Here is a 14,777-nt window from a genome sequence, read left to right on the forward strand (position 1 = left end):
GGCGAGATGAGAACACGGTTCCTGGCCCGCTTCGGGGTCTTCGCGGAGTGCCTCCTCGTGGGGGTGTGGATCGCCGTCGCCGCGCTCCCGCTGGTGACGCTGCCGGCGGCCCTCGCGGCCGGCTCGGCCCATCTGCGGCGCTGGACCGGCGACGAGGAGGCCGGTCTGCGGTTCTTCGCCGCCGACCTGCGCGCCGCCGCGCGCCGGGGCTGGCTCGTGGGCCTCGCCGTCTGGGCAGCCCTCGCCCTGCTGTGGGCGGACCTCGCCGTCGTACGGGCGGGGGCGCTGCCCGGCGCCCGGCTCGTGGGCGCGGTCGGGGTCCTGGTGGCCCTCGGGCTCGCCGTCGCCCTGCTGCGGGCGTGCGCGTCCTGGTACCCGGGCGCCCGCTGGCGCGAGCTCCTGGCACCGGCGGCCCGCAGGACCCTGCGGGATCCGGCCGGTTCCCTGCTGGTCGTCTGCGGCTTCGCGGTGATCGCGGCCTCCGCCCGGTTCTCGGCACCGCTGGCCCTGCCCGCCCTCGGCATCGTGGTCGCCGCCGCGCTGGCCGTCGAACGACGAACCCCCGCCCCCGCCCCGGCGACCGTGTAGTCGCCGGGGGTACGCCCCCTCCTTCTCCTTCTTCTGCTCCTCCGCTGTCCCCGCGCGCCCCGCCGCGACAGCGCTCTCCGTCATGCGCATGAAGGGATTCTGATGTCCGCGATACCTCGCCGCTCCCTCCTCAAGGCCGCCGCCGTGGCCGGAGCCGCCGCACAGTTCAGCTGGGTGCTCGGACGCGGGGACGCCCGGGCCGCCGCGCCCGCCGAGACCCCGGCGGCCGACCGGCCCGCCACCGTCACCTGGCTGGAGCCCGGCGGCCTCGGTGCCGCCGCGGGCTCGACCTTCGGCGCCGCCTGGCCCAAGGGCGTCCACCCCGCCGACCAGTCCTTCGCGCTCACCACCGCCGACGGCGCGAACGTCCCCGTACAGACCTGGACCACCGCCCGCTGGCCCGACGGCTCCCTCAAGTGGACCGCGCACGCCGTCGGGCCCGAGGCCGCCGGGACCGAGCGCTTCACCCTCGCCCCCGGAGCCCCCGCCACCGCGGCCAAGGCCGTCTCCGTCACCGAGACCGACCGCCGGATCACCGTCGACACCGGCACCGTCCGCGCCGTGATGTGGAAGGACGGCGGAAAGCTCGTCGAGTCCGTCACCCGGGACGGGGTGAAGATCGCCACCGACGGCCGGCTCGTCCTGCTCCGGCAGAGCGACCTCGACGACGGCGACCAGGGCAACGCCAAGTGGGAGCGGTTCGACGGCGAGATCTCCGGAGCCACGGTCGAACAGAACGGCCCCGTCCGGGCCGTGGTCCGCATCGACGGCAAGCACCGCAAGGGCAGCCGCAGTTGGCTGCCGTTCTCCGTGCGTCTCTACTTCTACGCGGGCTCCGAGTCCTTCCGCATGGTCCACACCATCACCTACGACGGCGACCAGAACAAGGACTTCATCCGCGGCCTCGGCGTCCGCTTCACCGTCCCCATGCGCGACGCCGCCTACGACCGGCACGTCCGGATCGCCGGTGAGGGCGCGGGCTTCCTCACCGAGGCCGTCCAGGGCATCACCGGCCTGCGCCGCGACCCCGGCGCCGCCGTCCGCACCGCCCAGGTCAAGGGCGAGAAGCTGCCCGACCCCGCCACCTGGGACCAGCGCGTCACCACCCGCATGCAGTACGTCCCCACCTGGGGCGACTACACCCTCTCCCAGCTCTCCGCCGACGGCTTCGCCCTGCGCAAGCGCACCAAGCCCGGCCACGGCTGGATCCCGGCAGGCGGCGGCCGCCGCGCGAACGGCTTCGGCTACGTCGGCGGCGTGACCGGCGGACTCTCCTTCGGTCTGCGGGACTTCTGGCAGAAGCACCCCGCCCAGCTCGACATCCGGGGCGCCGCCGGCGACGAGGCCGAGGTCACCCTCTGGCTCTGGTCGCCCGAGGCCCAGCCCATGGACCTGCGCTTCTACCACGACGGCATGGGCCAGGACACCTTCCCCGAGCAGCTCGAAGGCCTCAACATCACCTACGAGGACCACGAGCCGGGCTTCGGCACCCCGTACGGCATCGCCCGCACCAGCGAGCTGATGTTCTGGGCCAACGCCGCCACCCCCGCCGCCGAGACCCTCGTCGCCCAGGCCGCCGCCGTCCGCACCCCGCCACAGCTCGCCGTCGGCCCCGAAGGCCTGGTCCGCGCCCGGGTGTTCGGCGGACTCTTCTCACCCGTCGACCGCTCCACCCCCGCCAAGGCGAAGATCGAGGACCACCTCGACTACCTCTTCACCTACTACAAGGACCAGGCGGAGCAGCGCCGTTGGTACGGCTTCTGGGACTACGGCGACATCATGCACACCTACGACGAGGACCGTCACCAGTGGCGGTACGACATCGGCGGCTACGCCTGGGACAACTCCGAGCTCTCGCCCGACCTGTGGCTCTGGTACGCCTACCTGCGCTCCGGCCGCGCCGACGTCTTCCGCTTCGCCGAGGCCATGACCCGCCACACCGGCGAGGTCGACGTCTACCACCTCGGCACCTGGGCCGGACTCGGCACCCGCCACGGCGTCCAGCACTTCGCCGACAGCGCCAAGCAGCAGCGCATCTCCACCGCCGTCTACCGCCGCCCCTATTACTTCCTCACCGCCGACGAGCGCGTCGGCGACCTCATGCACGACCTCGTCGACTCCGACGAGACCTTCCTCGTCCTCGACCCCATCCGCAAGATCCGCACCGAGCCCTACACCCCCGACCGGCACGCCCTCTCCGTCGGCTTCGGCACCGACTGGAGCGGCCTCGCCGCCGCCTGGCTCACCGAGTGGGAGCGCGGTGGCCCCAAGGCCGCCAAGGCCGAGGCCCGGCTCCGCTCCACCATGGAGACCATCGCCGCCCAGCCCAACGGCTTCGTCCAGGGCACCGGCCTCTACGACCTCGACACCGGCCGCTTCGCCGTCGCGACCGAGCCCGTCGTCGGCGTCTCCCACCTCTCCGCCATGTTCGGCCTGGTCGAGATGTGCGCCGAACTCATCGACCTCGTCGACATCCCGCAGTTCAAGACGGCCTGGCTCGACTACTGCCGCTACTTCAACGCCACCAAGACCGAACAGGCCGCCCGCTACGGCAAGAACTTCGGCACCCTCCTCCTCTTCCAGGGCCACTCGCGCCAGGACGCCTACGCGGCAGCCCAGTTGGGCGACACCAAGCTCGCCCAGCGCGCCTGGGTCAAGTTCGACAAGAGCGACGGCTACACGGCGGACATGGTCTGGGACAAGACCCCCGTCCAGGGCTCCGCCGCCCTCGAACCCGGCTACGAGCACCTGTGGATCAGCACCAACACCACCGCCCTGTACGGGCTGGCCGCCATCCAGAACCTCGCCCTGGTCGGCGACCACCTCCCCGCGTGAGAACCGAGAGGAACAGGACCATGCGAAGGACCGCACTCCTCACCGCCGCGGCGACCCTCCTCGGGTCGCTCGCGGCGGCCCCCGCCGCCCGCGCCGACGGCCCGTACGGCCAGGGCCTCGACCACTGCGCCGCCACGGCCACGGGCACCGCCACGGGCGAGCTCGCCTGCCACTTCGACGTCGCCCCCGGTACGTACGACGTCACCGTCACCCTCGGCGGCGGGACCGCCGGCTCCACCGCCGTCACCGGAGAGACCCGGCGCGCCCTGCTCGCCGAGACCGCCACCGCGGCGGGGGAGACCGTCCGGCGCTCGTTCACCGTGGACGTCCGCGAGCCCGAGGGCGAGCCCACGGGCCCCGCCGGCACCCCCGGCCTCGACCTGGTCCTCGGCGGCGCGGCCCCCCGCGTCACCGCGCTCCGGGTCACCCCGGCCCCCGCCGCCCGGCGCCTCTTCCTCGTCGGCGACTCCACCGTCTGCGACCAGCCGGGCGACCCGTACACCGGCTGGGGCCAGCGACTCCCCACCCACCTCAAGCGGGGGATCGCGGTCGCCAACCACGCCGACTCCGGCGAGAGCACCGTCACCTTCCTGGCGAACCCGGCGCTCTTCGACACGGTCGAGGCCGCGATCCGCCCCGGCGACCCCGTCCTCGTCCAGCTCGCCCACAACGACAAGCAGACGGACGCGGCCACCTACCGCGCCAACCTGACCAGCCTCGTCGAGCGGGTACGGGCCAGGGGCGGCGAACCCGTCCTCGTCACCCCGATCGTCCGCCGCTGGTTCAACGCCGACGGCACCCTGGACAACGGCACCGCGCTGCTCGTCAACGGCCTCGGCGTGGACCACCCCGCCGAGATCCGCGCCCTCGCGGGCTCCCTCGGCACCCCGCTGATCGACCTCACCGCCCTCACGAAGGCGCGGGTCGAACAGCTGGGGCCCGAGGCGTCCAAGGCGCTCTATCTGACGACGGAGAAGCGGGACAACACCCACACCTCGGTCCGGGGGGCCACGGAGTACGCGGCCCTCGTCGCGGCGGAACTACGGGCCCGGGGAATCGTCCCGGAGCCGCTGCTCCGCTAGCCGTGTCCGGCCTGATCGGAAAGACACCCCTGAGGCCGTGTCCAAGGGTCGCCGACCCTTGGACGGCGGGTCGGAGCGCCCCCACGATGCGGATGATCACCGCCGCCGTGACCGACCACGGCGGCGGCACCGTATCCCGGCCCGCTCTCGGTCGCCTTCCACCTGCTGGTCCTCGACCAGACGGACTACCGCAACCCGGTCGACGAGAGCCTCAACATCCTGTGCGCGGTCCTCGCGATCGCGGTCATCCGCCGCGTGACCGTCGGCCAGCCGGCGGGCCCCCTGCCGTACTTCAACATGACCTGAGCCCCGGCCCCGAAGCGGGGCCGGGGCTCAGGTCAGCCGAGCGGGGCGAAGGCGAGGGAGAAGGACGCCGGGGCCGCGTCCAGCCGGTACGCGGGAAGCACGCCCGGTCCGCAGGACTGGGAGCCGATGCCGTGCTGGGCGTGGTCCAGGTGCAGCCAGAGCGTGTCGCCCGGCACCAGATCGGTGGGGTGGTCGGCCGCGTCCAGCTGCTCCGTCGTCCAGCGGCGGGCGGTGAACGCGAAGGCGGGTTCGCCCTCCACCCGTACGCCCCCGCCTGCCCCGTCGAGCACCAGCCAACGGGTGTCGATCCGCGCCCCGTTCTCCTGCGGCCGCAGGTACGGGGTCCGGAGCTCGTCCACGGGGGCTTCCCACCGTCCGAGCCGCGCGGCGGCCCGGGTGTCGGGGTACGCCTCGCCGGGCCCGGCGCCGTACCAGACCGCCCTGTCCAGGGCGGCCGGCAGGCCGAGGCGGACCCCGAGCCGGGGGAGCGGCACCCGCCACTCGCCCTCGGGGACGACCTCGACACGGAGCCGCAGCGCGGCGCCGTCCGAGGTCCAGCGGTACGTGGTGCGCAGGCCGACGTCCCGGGCGGCCGGCGCCACCCGCGTCCGCACTGTCAGGGAATCCTCGTCCAGGGCGACTTCGTCGAGACGGTGGCGCATCCGGTGCAGGCCGAGCTCGCGCCAGAGCGGACCGTGGCGCTCGTCGGGCTGCCAGGGCGCGCCCTCGTCGTTGTCCGTGGGCGCCCGCCAGACGTCGAGGCGCAGACCGGTGACGGGGAGGGAGCCGATGGCGAGCGGTTCGCCGGTGCGGGCGTCGAAGACCGCGGGGCCGAGGGCGATCCGGTCGGCCGTGCGGACGGGCCGTGCACCGGATGCCTCGCGGGGCGCGGGGGCCGGGGCGGAGACGGGGACCTGTCCCCAGGCCACCTCGTGTCCGGCGCGCGCCCAGGCCGTGTCGTGCGCCAGCAACGCCCTTACCGTCCACAGGGTTTCGACCCCCGCCGGATACGCGGGCGGGACGGGCAGGGCCACCCGCGCGCTCTCTCCGGCGGGGAGCGGCGGCACGTCGAGCGGACCGGTGGCGAGGGTCTCGCCGTCGGCCAGGAAGGACCAGGTGAAGGCGAGATGCGCGAGATCGACGACATCGTGGCCGTTGGTCACCAGGACGGAGTCCACAGAGGTCAACGAGGTCACGGAGCCCACGGAGCCCACGGAGTCCGGGGAGTTCGAGGGGCCGGGGGCGATCCGGACCGGCTCGATCACCTTCTTGTACTCCAGGAGCCCTGGCGACGGCGTCCGGTCGGGGAAGAGGAGCCCGTCGCAGACGAAGTTCCCGTCGTGCACCTCCTCCCCGAAGTCGCCGCCGTAGCCGTGGCCGTACACCGGGTGGACGAGACCGTGGTCGATCCACTCCCAGACGAAGCCGCCCTGGCAGCGCTCGTACGTCTCGAACAGCCGCTGGTACTCGGAGAGTCCGCCCGGTCCGTTGCCCATCGCGTGCGCGTACTCGCAGAGGATGAAGGGGAGCCGACGCCTGGCCTCCGGGCCCTCGTCGGCCCTGCGGCCGATCTCCTCGACCTCGGCGTGCGGCGGGTACATCCGCGAGTAGACGTCGGTGTCCGCGCAGGAGCGGTCGCCCTCGTAGTGGACGAGCCGGGACGGATCGCGGTCGCGGATCCACCGCGCCATCGCGGTGAGACCGGCGCCGGTGCCGCACTCGTTGCCGAGCGACCAGATGACCACCGAGGGGTGGTTCTTGTCCCGCTCCACGAGCCGGGCGGCCCGGTCGAGCAGCGCCGGGGTCCAGCGCTCGTCGTCGACCGGATTGCCCCGCCAGTCCAGGTCCTCGAAGCCGTGCGTCTCCAGGTCGCCCTCGTCGATCACCCACAGCCCGTACGTGTCGCACAGGTCGAGGAAGGCGGGGTGCGGCGGGTAGTGCGAGGTGCGGACCGCGTTGATGTTGTGCCGCTTCATCAGCTCCACGTCCTCGCGCATGGTCGCGAGGTCCAGGCTCCGGCCGTGCTCCGGATGGAACTCGTGGCGGTTCACGCCACGGAAGAGGATCCGGCGGCCGTTCACCGTCATGACCCCGTTCTCCACGGCGACGGTCCGGAAGCCGATCCGCAGCGGGATCCGCTCGCCGCCGGCCCTGAGCTCGCCCTCGTAGAGCCGGGGCGTCTCGGCGCTCCACGGCTCGACCGGCACCGTCGCCGACTCCCCGGTGGCGAGGTCGAGGCCGAGCTCGGGCACCGTGACCCGGCCGGGGACGTCGCACTCGACGCGCAGGGTGCCGGTGGCGGTCGTGTGGTCGTACGAGGCGTGGGTGAAGAAGTCGCCGGGGGCGCCCTCCGGCCGGTGCAGCAGGGTCACGTCACGGAACACGCCCGGCAGCCACCACTGGTCCTGGTCCTCCAGGTACGAGCCGGAGGACCACTGGTGGACGCGGAGCGCGAGGACGTTGTCCCGCGCGGTGAGGAGGTGCCCGACGGCGAACTCGTGGGCCAGCCGGGAGCCCTTGAACTCGCCGAGCTCGGTGCCGTTGAGCCAGACCCGGGCGCAGGACTCGACTCCGTCGAAGCGGAGGAGGGCCTCGCCGCCCGCAGGCCAGTCGGCGGGCAGGTCGAAGCGGCGCAGATGGTCGCCCGTCGGGTTCTCGGTCGGGACGCGGGGCGGGTCGACGGGGAAGGGGTACTGGACGTTGGTGTAGGCGGGGCCGCCGTACTCCTCGTCCTTGCCCTGGAGCACCCAGTGGCCCGGCACCGTGACCGTGCCCCAGGCGCTCGCGTCGAAGTCCGGGGCCGCGAAGGAGGTGTCCTCGGCGTCGGCGGTGGGGGAGAGACGGAAGTCCCAGGAGCCGTTGAGGGAGAGGGCGGCGGCGTCGGAGCCGGCGTACCAGGCGCGGGGCGGCAGCGTGCCGCGGCCGGGGGAGACGTCTTCGTACCAGGGCAGGTCGGACATGGTCCTCCTGTCGGAGTGAGGGTGAGTGTGAGGGTGAGGGGAAGGGGTGGGAGGGGCGCGAGAGAAGGGAGTTGGCCTGAGGGAAAGAGGAGGCCAGTGATGCGGAATGCGCTTTCCGTCCGGGATTCATCCCATCGCGCGGGAGGTGCGCGCACAACCCCGTGCGGCCATCGGACCCTTGGACTCTTGGAGGCCCACCTGGACAGCTCGACGAGCGGCCGCTTAGGGTCGGGAGCCGAATCATCGGGCGGTCGCCCGGAACCATCACCGTCGGGCGGTCGCCCGGAACACCGGGAACTGCCGAGGAGCGCGCACGTGGTCACCCTCGCCGATGTCGCCCGCCACGCCGGGGTGTCGGCCAGCACCGTCAGCTACGTGCTCAGCGGCAAACGCTCCATATCCGCCCCCACGCGCGAGCGGATCCAGCACAGCATCGACACCCTCGGCTACCGGCCCCACGCGGGCGCCCGCGCGCTCGCCAGCAGCCGCACCGACATCCTCGCCCTGATGATGCCCCTCCGCACCGGCCTCTACGTGCCGGTGATGATGGAGATCGCGATGGCCGTCACCACCACGGCCCGCTCCCACGGATACGACGTCCTGCTGCTCACCGGCGAGGAGGGCCCCGAGGCCGTCCGCCGGGTCGAGGGCAGCGCCATCGCCGACGCCATGATCGTCATGGACGTCGAGCTCGACGACCCGCGGCTGCCCTGCCTCCAGGAGGCCGAACGGCCCGCCGTCCTCATCGGACTGCCCGCCGAGACCGCCGCGGCCGCCGACGCCGCGTACTCGGGCGTTCTCGACTGCGTCGACCTCGACTTCGAGGCCGCAGGAGCGCGCTGCGTCGAGCACCTCGCGGGCCTCGGCCACACCCGGATCGCCGTCCTCGGCGAGCCTCCCGCCGTCTACGCGCGCGGCACCGGCTTCGCCGCGCGCACGCTCACCGGACTGCGCGCCGCCGCCGACGCGCACGGTGTCGGCCTGCTCCACCGGCCGGTCGAGGGGACCTACGCGGCCGTCGCCGCCGCCGTCACCCGCGTCTTCGAGGAACGCCCCGGCACCACGGCCCTCGTCGTCCAGAACGAGGCCGCCGTCGAACCGCTGCTCGCGCTCCTGCGCCACCAGGGCCGCGCGGTGCCCGAGGACGTCTCCGTCGTCGCCATCTGCCCCGACCAGGTCGCGGTGCACGCCTCCGTAGCGCTCACCGCCGTGTCCGTACCCGCCCAGCAGATGGGGCGGCTGGCCGTCGAACGGCTCGTCGGCCGCCTCGCCGGCGAGGCCGCGCGGGGTACGGAGCTGATCGCGCCCCGGCTGACCGAGCGCGCCAGCACGGGACCGGCGGCCCGCACCGGGCTGTCGGGCTCGCCCGCAGGGCCCGGATCGCCTGTCGGGTCCGCCCCGCCCGTCTCGCCCGCCCCGCCCGGCTCGCCCGTCGGGTCCGGCGCGGCCACCGAGCCCACCCCGCCCACCGAGCCCACCCCGCCCAGTGAGCCCACCTCGCCCACCGAGTCCACCGAGGGCCGTCGTGGTCACGGCGGACGCTGACGCCGACGAGTGCGCGACGGAGTTCCGGGCCTTCTTCGCGCGCCACTACGCCGAGCTCGCCCGCCTCGCGCACCTGCTGACCGGCGAGACCGACGCCGCCGACGACCTCGCGGCCGACGCCATGCTCGCCCTGTGGCACCGCTGGGACCGGGTCCGCGCCGCCGACCACCCCGCGGCCTACGCCCGGGGCGTCGTCGCCAACCTCGTCCGTACCCGGATCCGGGGCACCGTGCGCGAACGGCGCCGGATCGCCGCCTTCTGGGACCGGCGCCCCGACCACGTCGAGGACCCGGACGTCCCGGCCGTCGTCGACGTACGGACGGCGCTGCGCGCCCTGCCCTTCCGCAAGCGCGCCTGCGTCGTGCTCCGGCACGCCTTCGACCTCTCCGAGCGCGACACCGCGCTCGCGCTGGGGATCTCGGTCGGTACGGTCAAGAGCCAGACCGCCAAGGGGATGGCGGAGCTCCAGCGCCTCCTGGGCGACCGGGCTGCCACCGAACTCGTCGCGGGGAGGCGTTGATGGACGAGGCACAGCTGCACCGGGAGCTGCGGGAGGCCGCGCTCGCCCACCGGCCGGACCACGCCCGGATCCTCGCCCGGGTGGAACGCGGCCTCGCCGCACCGCCCCAGGCGTCCCGGCCCCGCCCGGCCGGGCCGCGGGCGCTCCCGTGGAGCGGTCGGCGCTGGACGGCGGCCGTGGCCGTGGCGGTTGCCGTCGCCGGGGTGGTGGGTGTCGGCGGGCTGGCCGTGACCACGCTGGAGCCGCGGTCCGTCCCGCCGGCGACGGCGCCGCCCGCGCCGGGGCCGGTGGCCGCGGTGGCCGGCACCATGGACCCCGGCAGCAACCGCTGGTGGGCGCAGGGCGATCTCGCCGTGACGACGGAGACGTCCGTGGCGGGCCTCGTCGTCGAGGTGCGGGTCGCCCGCACGGCCGGCGTCGTGAGCACGGGCCACTGGCGCACCCGCCCCGCCGAGGACTTCACCGTCACGGTCACCGAGGAGCCCGGGGCCCTGGTCTACCGGTGGGCCCTCAGACCGGGGCGTACGGTCCCGCCGGGCCGCCATGTCTTCGCGGTCCAGTACAACCACGCCGAAGGGGTACGGGACGCCTCGGCCGACACGTACACCGTGGTCCTCACGGGCGCCGACGGCGGCCGGTCCACCCTCCGGGGCGGCTTCGGAGCGACCCCCGCGCGGTGAAGGGCCCGTGCGGTGAAGGCCCCCGCGCGGTGAAGGGCCCGCGCGCTGACGGGCCCCGTGCAGTGACGGCCTGTGCAGTGACGGCCCGTGTGACGACGGCCCGGTGCAGTCGCGGTCCCGTGTAGTAACGGTCCCGCGCAGTGGCGGTCCCGGCGTTCCGGCGCAGCCTCCCTGCCCCTCCGGGCGTACCGCCGTCTCGGCCGTGCGGGGGAGCCGATTCGGTCCACGGCGTGATCCCCCGTCCACGCCCGTCCGCGATCGTCGAAAGCGAACGGGCCGCGCGGCGGCCCACCGGACCCGAGGACCGCGCATGCAGCAGCGCATCCGGCACGCCGAGACCCCGCCCACCGACCGCCCCGCGCACCCCGGCCCCGGGCGGTTCCGCGCCGCCTGGCGGGCCGCCCACGAGCCCGTGCCCGGGGTGTCCCGGCGGATCCGACTCGTCGCCTACGCCGTACCGTTCACCGTCCTTCCGGCGAGCCTCTGGCGGCTTCCCGCGGCCTTCGACGCCGGGATCGGGATCGGCGAGCGGCTGTACGTCGTCTTCCTCTCCGTCTTCTCCGAGGCGGTCGCGTTCACCGCGATGGGGCTGATCGCCCGCTGGGGCGAGGTGGTCCCCGGCTGGGTCCCGATCCTGCGGGGCCGCCGGATCCCCCCGGCGGCGGTGCTCGTCCCGGCCGCCCCAGGGGGTGTCTTGTCGATCAGGCCGGGCTCGCGGCGTCTGGCACCGCGCCTCGCCGCGTTGTCGTCACTCGCCATGGTCCCCCGTAGCCCTTCGGGCACGGGAGGTGCCCCCACCGCCATGACTCCCTCCTCCGCCTTGCGATCCACGGCACCAGACGCCGCTCCCTGATCCGGCCTGATCGACAAGACACCCCCTAGGCGCCACGGCACTCACGCTCCTGTGGAGCGTGCTCTCCTTCGCCACCCAGGTCATGGGCACCACGGTCCGGGGCGACGCCCTGCCCGCCGACTTCCCGAGCGAGGGCGGCGGCTGGGAGGCCGCCTCCTTCTACGTCTGCTACACCCCGCTCGTCCTGTGGGGGCCGCTGCTCGCCGTCCTCGCCGTCGCGTACGGGAAGCGGCGGCGAGCCCGCGGGTGACGGTTCAGCCTCGGGAGTCAAACGCCCGTCGTGGAGCCGGGGCGGACGATCATCAGGACGACGACGACCGCCCAGAGGACGTTGAACACCCCGGTGAGCATGGCCAGTCGGGACGCCACGGGCCGCGCCTCCTCCTCGGAGGCCGCGCCCTCGGCCAGGGCGAGCAGGCGCCGCTGGCCCGGCAGGACGGCGAGGCCGAGGAGGGCCGCGGCGATCGCGGTCAGCACGAGCGACACGATCAGCCAGGCGTCGGTCAGGACGCCGAGCTGGGCGCCGGTCGCGATCCCGAAGACGGGGACGACGACGCCGACGACGGCGTACCCGGTGCAGACGCGGTGGAGGAGCAGCGCCGTCCCGGTCCCCCCGGAGGACCGGCCTTCCCGCTCCCCCTCCCCACCGCCGCAGGCCCGCAGCGCGACACGCGGGAACATCGAGGCGGCCACGGTGATCGAACCGACCGTGACGATCGCCACCAGGACGTGGACGGACAACAGGAATTCGGTCACGGCGCATGCCTCCGCGTCAGTACTCGGTTCATTGGCTGCCTATATGTTGGCTGCCAATACATACACTGCCTACCGATCCTTTGGGTAGGCTGCCTACTCATGAAGGCGGATGCGGTGCGAGGGCACCTGGACGGACTGCTGCTCGCGGTGCTCGAACAGGGCCCGCTGCACGGGTACGCGATCATCGCCGCGGTCCAGCACCGCAGCGGCGGCGCGCTGGAACTGCGTACGGGCACGATCTATCCGGCGCTGCAACGGCTGGAGCGGCTCGGACTCCTCAGCAGCAGCTGGCAGTCCTCCGGGGAACGGCGCCGGCGCTGCTACGAGCTCACCGACGCGGGCCGGCACACCCTGGCGGGCGAGCGGACGGCGTGGAACGAGTTCACCGCCGCGATCGGCTCGGTCCTGAACCCCACCACGCCGCCGCCCGGGCTCGCCACGTGAGCGCCCCCGGCACCGACCCCGTCGAGGCGTACGCCGCCGACCTGACGGCCGCCCTGCACGGCCCGGCCCGCGCCAAGGCCCGGCTGGTCGAGGAGATCCGCGGCGGACTCGCCGACACGACGGACGCCCATGCCGAGCGGGGCAGCTCCCACCCGGACGCGATCCGCGCGGCGGTACGGGAGTTCGGGACGGTCGAGGAGCTCGTACCGAGCTGCCAGCGGGAGCTGACCCTCGCCCAGGCCCGGCACACGGCCCGGGCCGTCGCGTTCACCGCCCCCTTCCTGATCGCCTGCTGGTACCTGGCCGGGACCCCCGCCGCCGACCCGGCGGGGCCGATCCCCCGAGCCGCCCAGCTGCTCGCCGTGCACCTGGCCGGCGTCGCGATCGCCGCCACGCTGCTCGCCGCCGCGACCCTGGCCCTCACCGGCACCCTCGCCCGCCGGCTGCCCACACCGCCCCGGCTGCCACTCGTGATCGCCTGGGCCGGAACCACCGCCGGTGTCGCCATGGCGGTCACGACGCTCGCGCTCGCCCTCGCCTCGGCCCTCGCCACGAACTGGCCGCTGCTCGCCCTCGCGGGAGCCCTCGCGGCCGCCTCCCACGCCGTCGTGGCGACCTCGGCCCGGGCCTGCCGCCGCTGCGCCCGCCTGCCGGTGGCCAGGACGGCGCGGCTCGGCTGACGCCCGGCGTCGGGCCTCGTACGGGGGCAACCCTTCCGCGGCCGGCGGCGACCTAGGGACAACCGGGAGCCGCAGCCCCGCGACCGCGATCGACTGCCTCGACCTGCTGGTCTGACCCGGAGGCCCGACCCGTACGCCGGCAGCCGGAAACGACGGGCGGGGAGGGGCCCGAAGCCCCTCCCCGCCCGTCGTCCCCCTCCCGTCAGGCGCACGGCTCCCGGGGGATCCAGTCGCCGAGGTACGTCGCCCGGGTCGCCGTCGCGGCCTCCGCCGCCGCGAGCTGGGGACGGTTCTCCGGCACGGTGACCGCGGCGCCCCGGCCGGAGTTGCGGTACTCGGCGAAACGCTGCGCCTGCCACGGGTAGGCGTCGCGCATGTTCGCGTACGGGGCGACGGCGTCGATCCCGGGGCCGAGGACGCTCTCCCGGACGACGAGCGACGGCCACGCGGTCGTGTCCGAGCTCGGCACCCACGGCCGGGCCAGCTTGTAGAAGCCGTCGGGTGCCTCGCTGGTGATCCGGCAGCGGGAGGCGAGGAAGCCGTACGGGTTGGCGCCCGCCGTCGACGGGGCGAAGACGAAGCCGTACGGGGCGCCCGCCAGATCGGTGCGGACCAGCGTACGGAAGTGGCAGTGCTCGAAGACCGCCCGCGCCCTGCCGAAGACGAAGTCCACGTCACCCTCGACGTAGCAGTGCGCGAAGTACTGCCGGGCGAAGGCGGGCAGGGCCGTGGAGTCCGCGTACAGCGTGTCCTGGTGACCGAGGAAGCGGCAGTGGAAGAACGCCGAGCGGTCACCCTGCACCTTGAGCGCGACGGCCTGGGTGCCCGGGTTCCCGGGCAGGTCGGTGCGGAGGAAGTCGTTGGCGAACGTGACGCCCCGGGCGGTGAAACCGTCCGCCTGGACGGTGGTGGTCGCGGAGCCGCTCGTCCCGTAGGTGCCCCCCTCGGGGCGGGGCGTACCGGCCGCGTTGTCGTACACGACGACGACGTCCCGGGGGTCCCCGCTCGCGCCGATCCAGGTCATGTCGGTACGGGCGGCGCTCACGGCGACCGTCTCCCGGTACGTCCCGGGGGCGAGGACCAGCGTCCGGCCGGTGCCGCTCGCGGCGGTGACCGCCGCCTGGACGGTGGTGTGGTCGCCGAGGCCGCCGGGGTGGACGTACAGCGTCCGCTCGGTGAGCCGGGCCGCGGGCGAACCGTAGCGGCCGAAGGGGCCGAAGGGGCCGAAGGGGCCGAAGGGGCTGAAGGAGCCGGTCGGGGCCGCTGTCGCCGTGGCGGCGGGCAGCGCCAGGGCGAGGGCCGCCCCGGCACCGGCGGTGAGCAGGGAACGACGGCCGAGGGCGGCGGCTCCGGGGTGGTGGTGCGAGGGCATGCGGGTGCTCCTTCGCTGTTCTCTGTCGCTGTTCGGGGAGCGGGAAGGGGGAGGGGAAGAGGGGAAGGGAAGAGGGGAAGGGGAAGAGGGGGAGGAGATGGGGAAAGGAGGCCGGGGCGGCCAGGGGCGCAGGCCCCGGCCTCCTTTCGTTCGAGG

Annotated in this window: 12 protein-coding genes and 1 pseudogene; 10 read left to right on the forward strand and 3 right to left on the reverse strand. The window is 74.3% G+C overall.

The window, feature by feature from the left end:
* The first annotated feature begins 6 nt into the window (after window positions 1-6).
* The 3 genes from OG361_RS33775 (at window position 7) to OG361_RS33785 (ending at window position 4,505) form a co-directional block, all read left to right on the forward strand.
* The gene (locus tag OG361_RS33775; protein ID WP_405859620.1) at window positions 7-588 is read left to right on the forward strand and encodes a hypothetical protein; all 582 of its coding nucleotides are present in this window, start codon (window positions 7-9) and stop codon (window positions 586-588) included.
* A gap of 102 nt (window positions 589-690) precedes the next feature.
* Complete coding sequence (locus tag OG361_RS33780) at window positions 691-3,423, forward strand: Tat pathway signal sequence domain protein (protein ID WP_405859622.1); 2,733 nt, start codon at window positions 691-693, stop codon at window positions 3,421-3,423.
* Window positions 3,424-3,443: 20 nt separating this feature from the next.
* A complete protein-coding gene (locus tag OG361_RS33785) occupies window positions 3,444-4,505 on the forward strand; it encodes a rhamnogalacturonan acetylesterase (protein ID WP_405859624.1) in 1,062 nt (353 codons plus the stop codon).
* A gap of 338 nt (window positions 4,506-4,843) precedes the next feature.
* Here OG361_RS33785 and OG361_RS33790 read toward each other — a convergent pair whose 3' ends face one another.
* On the reverse strand, window positions 4,844-7,771 hold the full coding sequence (locus tag OG361_RS33790; protein ID WP_405859626.1) for a glycoside hydrolase family 2 TIM barrel-domain containing protein: 2,928 nt from the start codon (window positions 7,769-7,771) through the stop codon (window positions 4,844-4,846).
* A gap of 315 nt (window positions 7,772-8,086) precedes the next feature.
* On the opposite strand from OG361_RS33790, the pseudogene OG361_RS33795 reads away from it, so the two are divergent.
* The 5 genes and pseudogenes from OG361_RS33795 to OG361_RS33815 all read left to right on the forward strand — a co-directional run.
* Window positions 8,087-9,112 (forward strand): annotated as a pseudogene (locus OG361_RS33795) (LacI family DNA-binding transcriptional regulator); the annotation flags it as partial.
* Window positions 9,113-9,296: 184 nt separating this feature from the next.
* Window positions 9,297-9,836 carry a SigE family RNA polymerase sigma factor gene (locus tag OG361_RS33800; RefSeq protein ID WP_405859628.1) on the forward strand — a complete coding sequence of 180 codons (540 nt, stop codon included), beginning with the start codon at window positions 9,297-9,299 and terminating at the stop codon, window positions 9,834-9,836.
* Complete coding sequence (locus OG361_RS33805; protein WP_405859630.1) at window positions 9,836-10,516, forward strand: hypothetical protein; 681 nt, start codon at window positions 9,836-9,838, stop codon at window positions 10,514-10,516. Before OG361_RS33800 ends, OG361_RS33805 begins: the two co-directional genes overlap by 1 nt.
* Before the next feature lie 310 nt (window positions 10,517-10,826).
* Entirely contained in the window at window positions 10,827-11,369 is a 543-nt protein-coding gene (locus tag OG361_RS33810) for a hypothetical protein (RefSeq protein WP_405859632.1), read from the forward strand.
* Window positions 11,370-11,427: 58 nt separating this feature from the next.
* Complete coding sequence (locus OG361_RS33815) at window positions 11,428-11,619, forward strand: hypothetical protein (RefSeq protein ID WP_405859634.1); 192 nt, start codon at window positions 11,428-11,430, stop codon at window positions 11,617-11,619.
* Window positions 11,620-11,636: 17 nt separating this feature from the next.
* Here OG361_RS33815 and OG361_RS33820 read toward each other — a convergent pair whose 3' ends face one another.
* Window positions 11,637-12,125 carry a hypothetical protein gene (locus tag OG361_RS33820; protein ID WP_405859636.1) on the reverse strand — a complete coding sequence of 163 codons (489 nt, stop codon included), beginning with the start codon at window positions 12,123-12,125 and terminating at the stop codon, window positions 11,637-11,639.
* Window positions 12,126-12,224: 99 nt separating this feature from the next.
* On the opposite strand from OG361_RS33820, the gene OG361_RS33825 reads away from it, so the two are divergent.
* Both OG361_RS33825 and OG361_RS33830 read left to right on the forward strand, forming a co-directional pair.
* Entirely contained in the window at window positions 12,225-12,569 is a 345-nt protein-coding gene (locus tag OG361_RS33825) for a PadR family transcriptional regulator (RefSeq protein ID WP_405859638.1), read from the forward strand.
* Window positions 12,566-13,249 carry a permease prefix domain 1-containing protein gene (locus tag OG361_RS33830; protein WP_405859640.1) on the forward strand — a complete coding sequence of 228 codons (684 nt, stop codon included), beginning with the start codon at window positions 12,566-12,568 and terminating at the stop codon, window positions 13,247-13,249. The genes OG361_RS33825 and OG361_RS33830 overlap by 4 nt, the downstream gene beginning before the upstream one ends.
* A gap of 202 nt (window positions 13,250-13,451) precedes the next feature.
* Here the strand turns inward: OG361_RS33830 and OG361_RS33835 are convergent, their stop codons facing one another.
* Window positions 13,452-14,621, reverse strand: a complete 1,170-nt coding sequence (locus OG361_RS33835) for a pectinesterase family protein (protein ID WP_405859642.1) — start codon at window positions 14,619-14,621, stop codon at window positions 13,452-13,454.
* Window positions 14,622-14,777 lie beyond the last annotated feature (156 nt).

The organism is Streptomyces sp. NBC_00090, from assembly GCF_045160815.1.
Classification (GTDB): domain Bacteria; phylum Actinomycetota; class Actinomycetes; order Streptomycetales; family Streptomycetaceae; genus Streptomyces.

Bases quoted from the DNA above. Each gene is read 5' to 3' on its own strand.
- OG361_RS33810 (WP_405859632.1), top strand. From the start codon at position 10,827: ATGCAGCAGCGCATCCGGCACGCCGAGACCCCGCCCACCGACCGCCCC.
- OG361_RS33785 (WP_405859624.1), top strand. From the start codon at position 3,444: ATGCGAAGGACCGCACTCCTCACCGCCGCGGCGACCCTCCTCGGGTCG.
- OG361_RS33790 (WP_405859626.1), bottom strand. From the start codon at position 7,771: ATGTCCGACCTGCCCTGGTACGAAGACGTCTCCCCCGGCCGCGGCACG.
- OG361_RS33805 (WP_405859630.1), top strand. From the start codon at position 9,836: ATGGACGAGGCACAGCTGCACCGGGAGCTGCGGGAGGCCGCGCTCGCC.
- OG361_RS33775 (WP_405859620.1), top strand. From the start codon at position 7: ATGAGAACACGGTTCCTGGCCCGCTTCGGGGTCTTCGCGGAGTGCCTC.
- OG361_RS33780 (WP_405859622.1), top strand. From the start codon at position 691: ATGTCCGCGATACCTCGCCGCTCCCTCCTCAAGGCCGCCGCCGTGGCC.
- OG361_RS33835 (WP_405859642.1), bottom strand. From the start codon at position 14,621: ATGCCCTCGCACCACCACCCCGGAGCCGCCGCCCTCGGCCGTCGTTCC.
- OG361_RS33825 (WP_405859638.1), top strand. From the start codon at position 12,225: ATGAAGGCGGATGCGGTGCGAGGGCACCTGGACGGACTGCTGCTCGCG.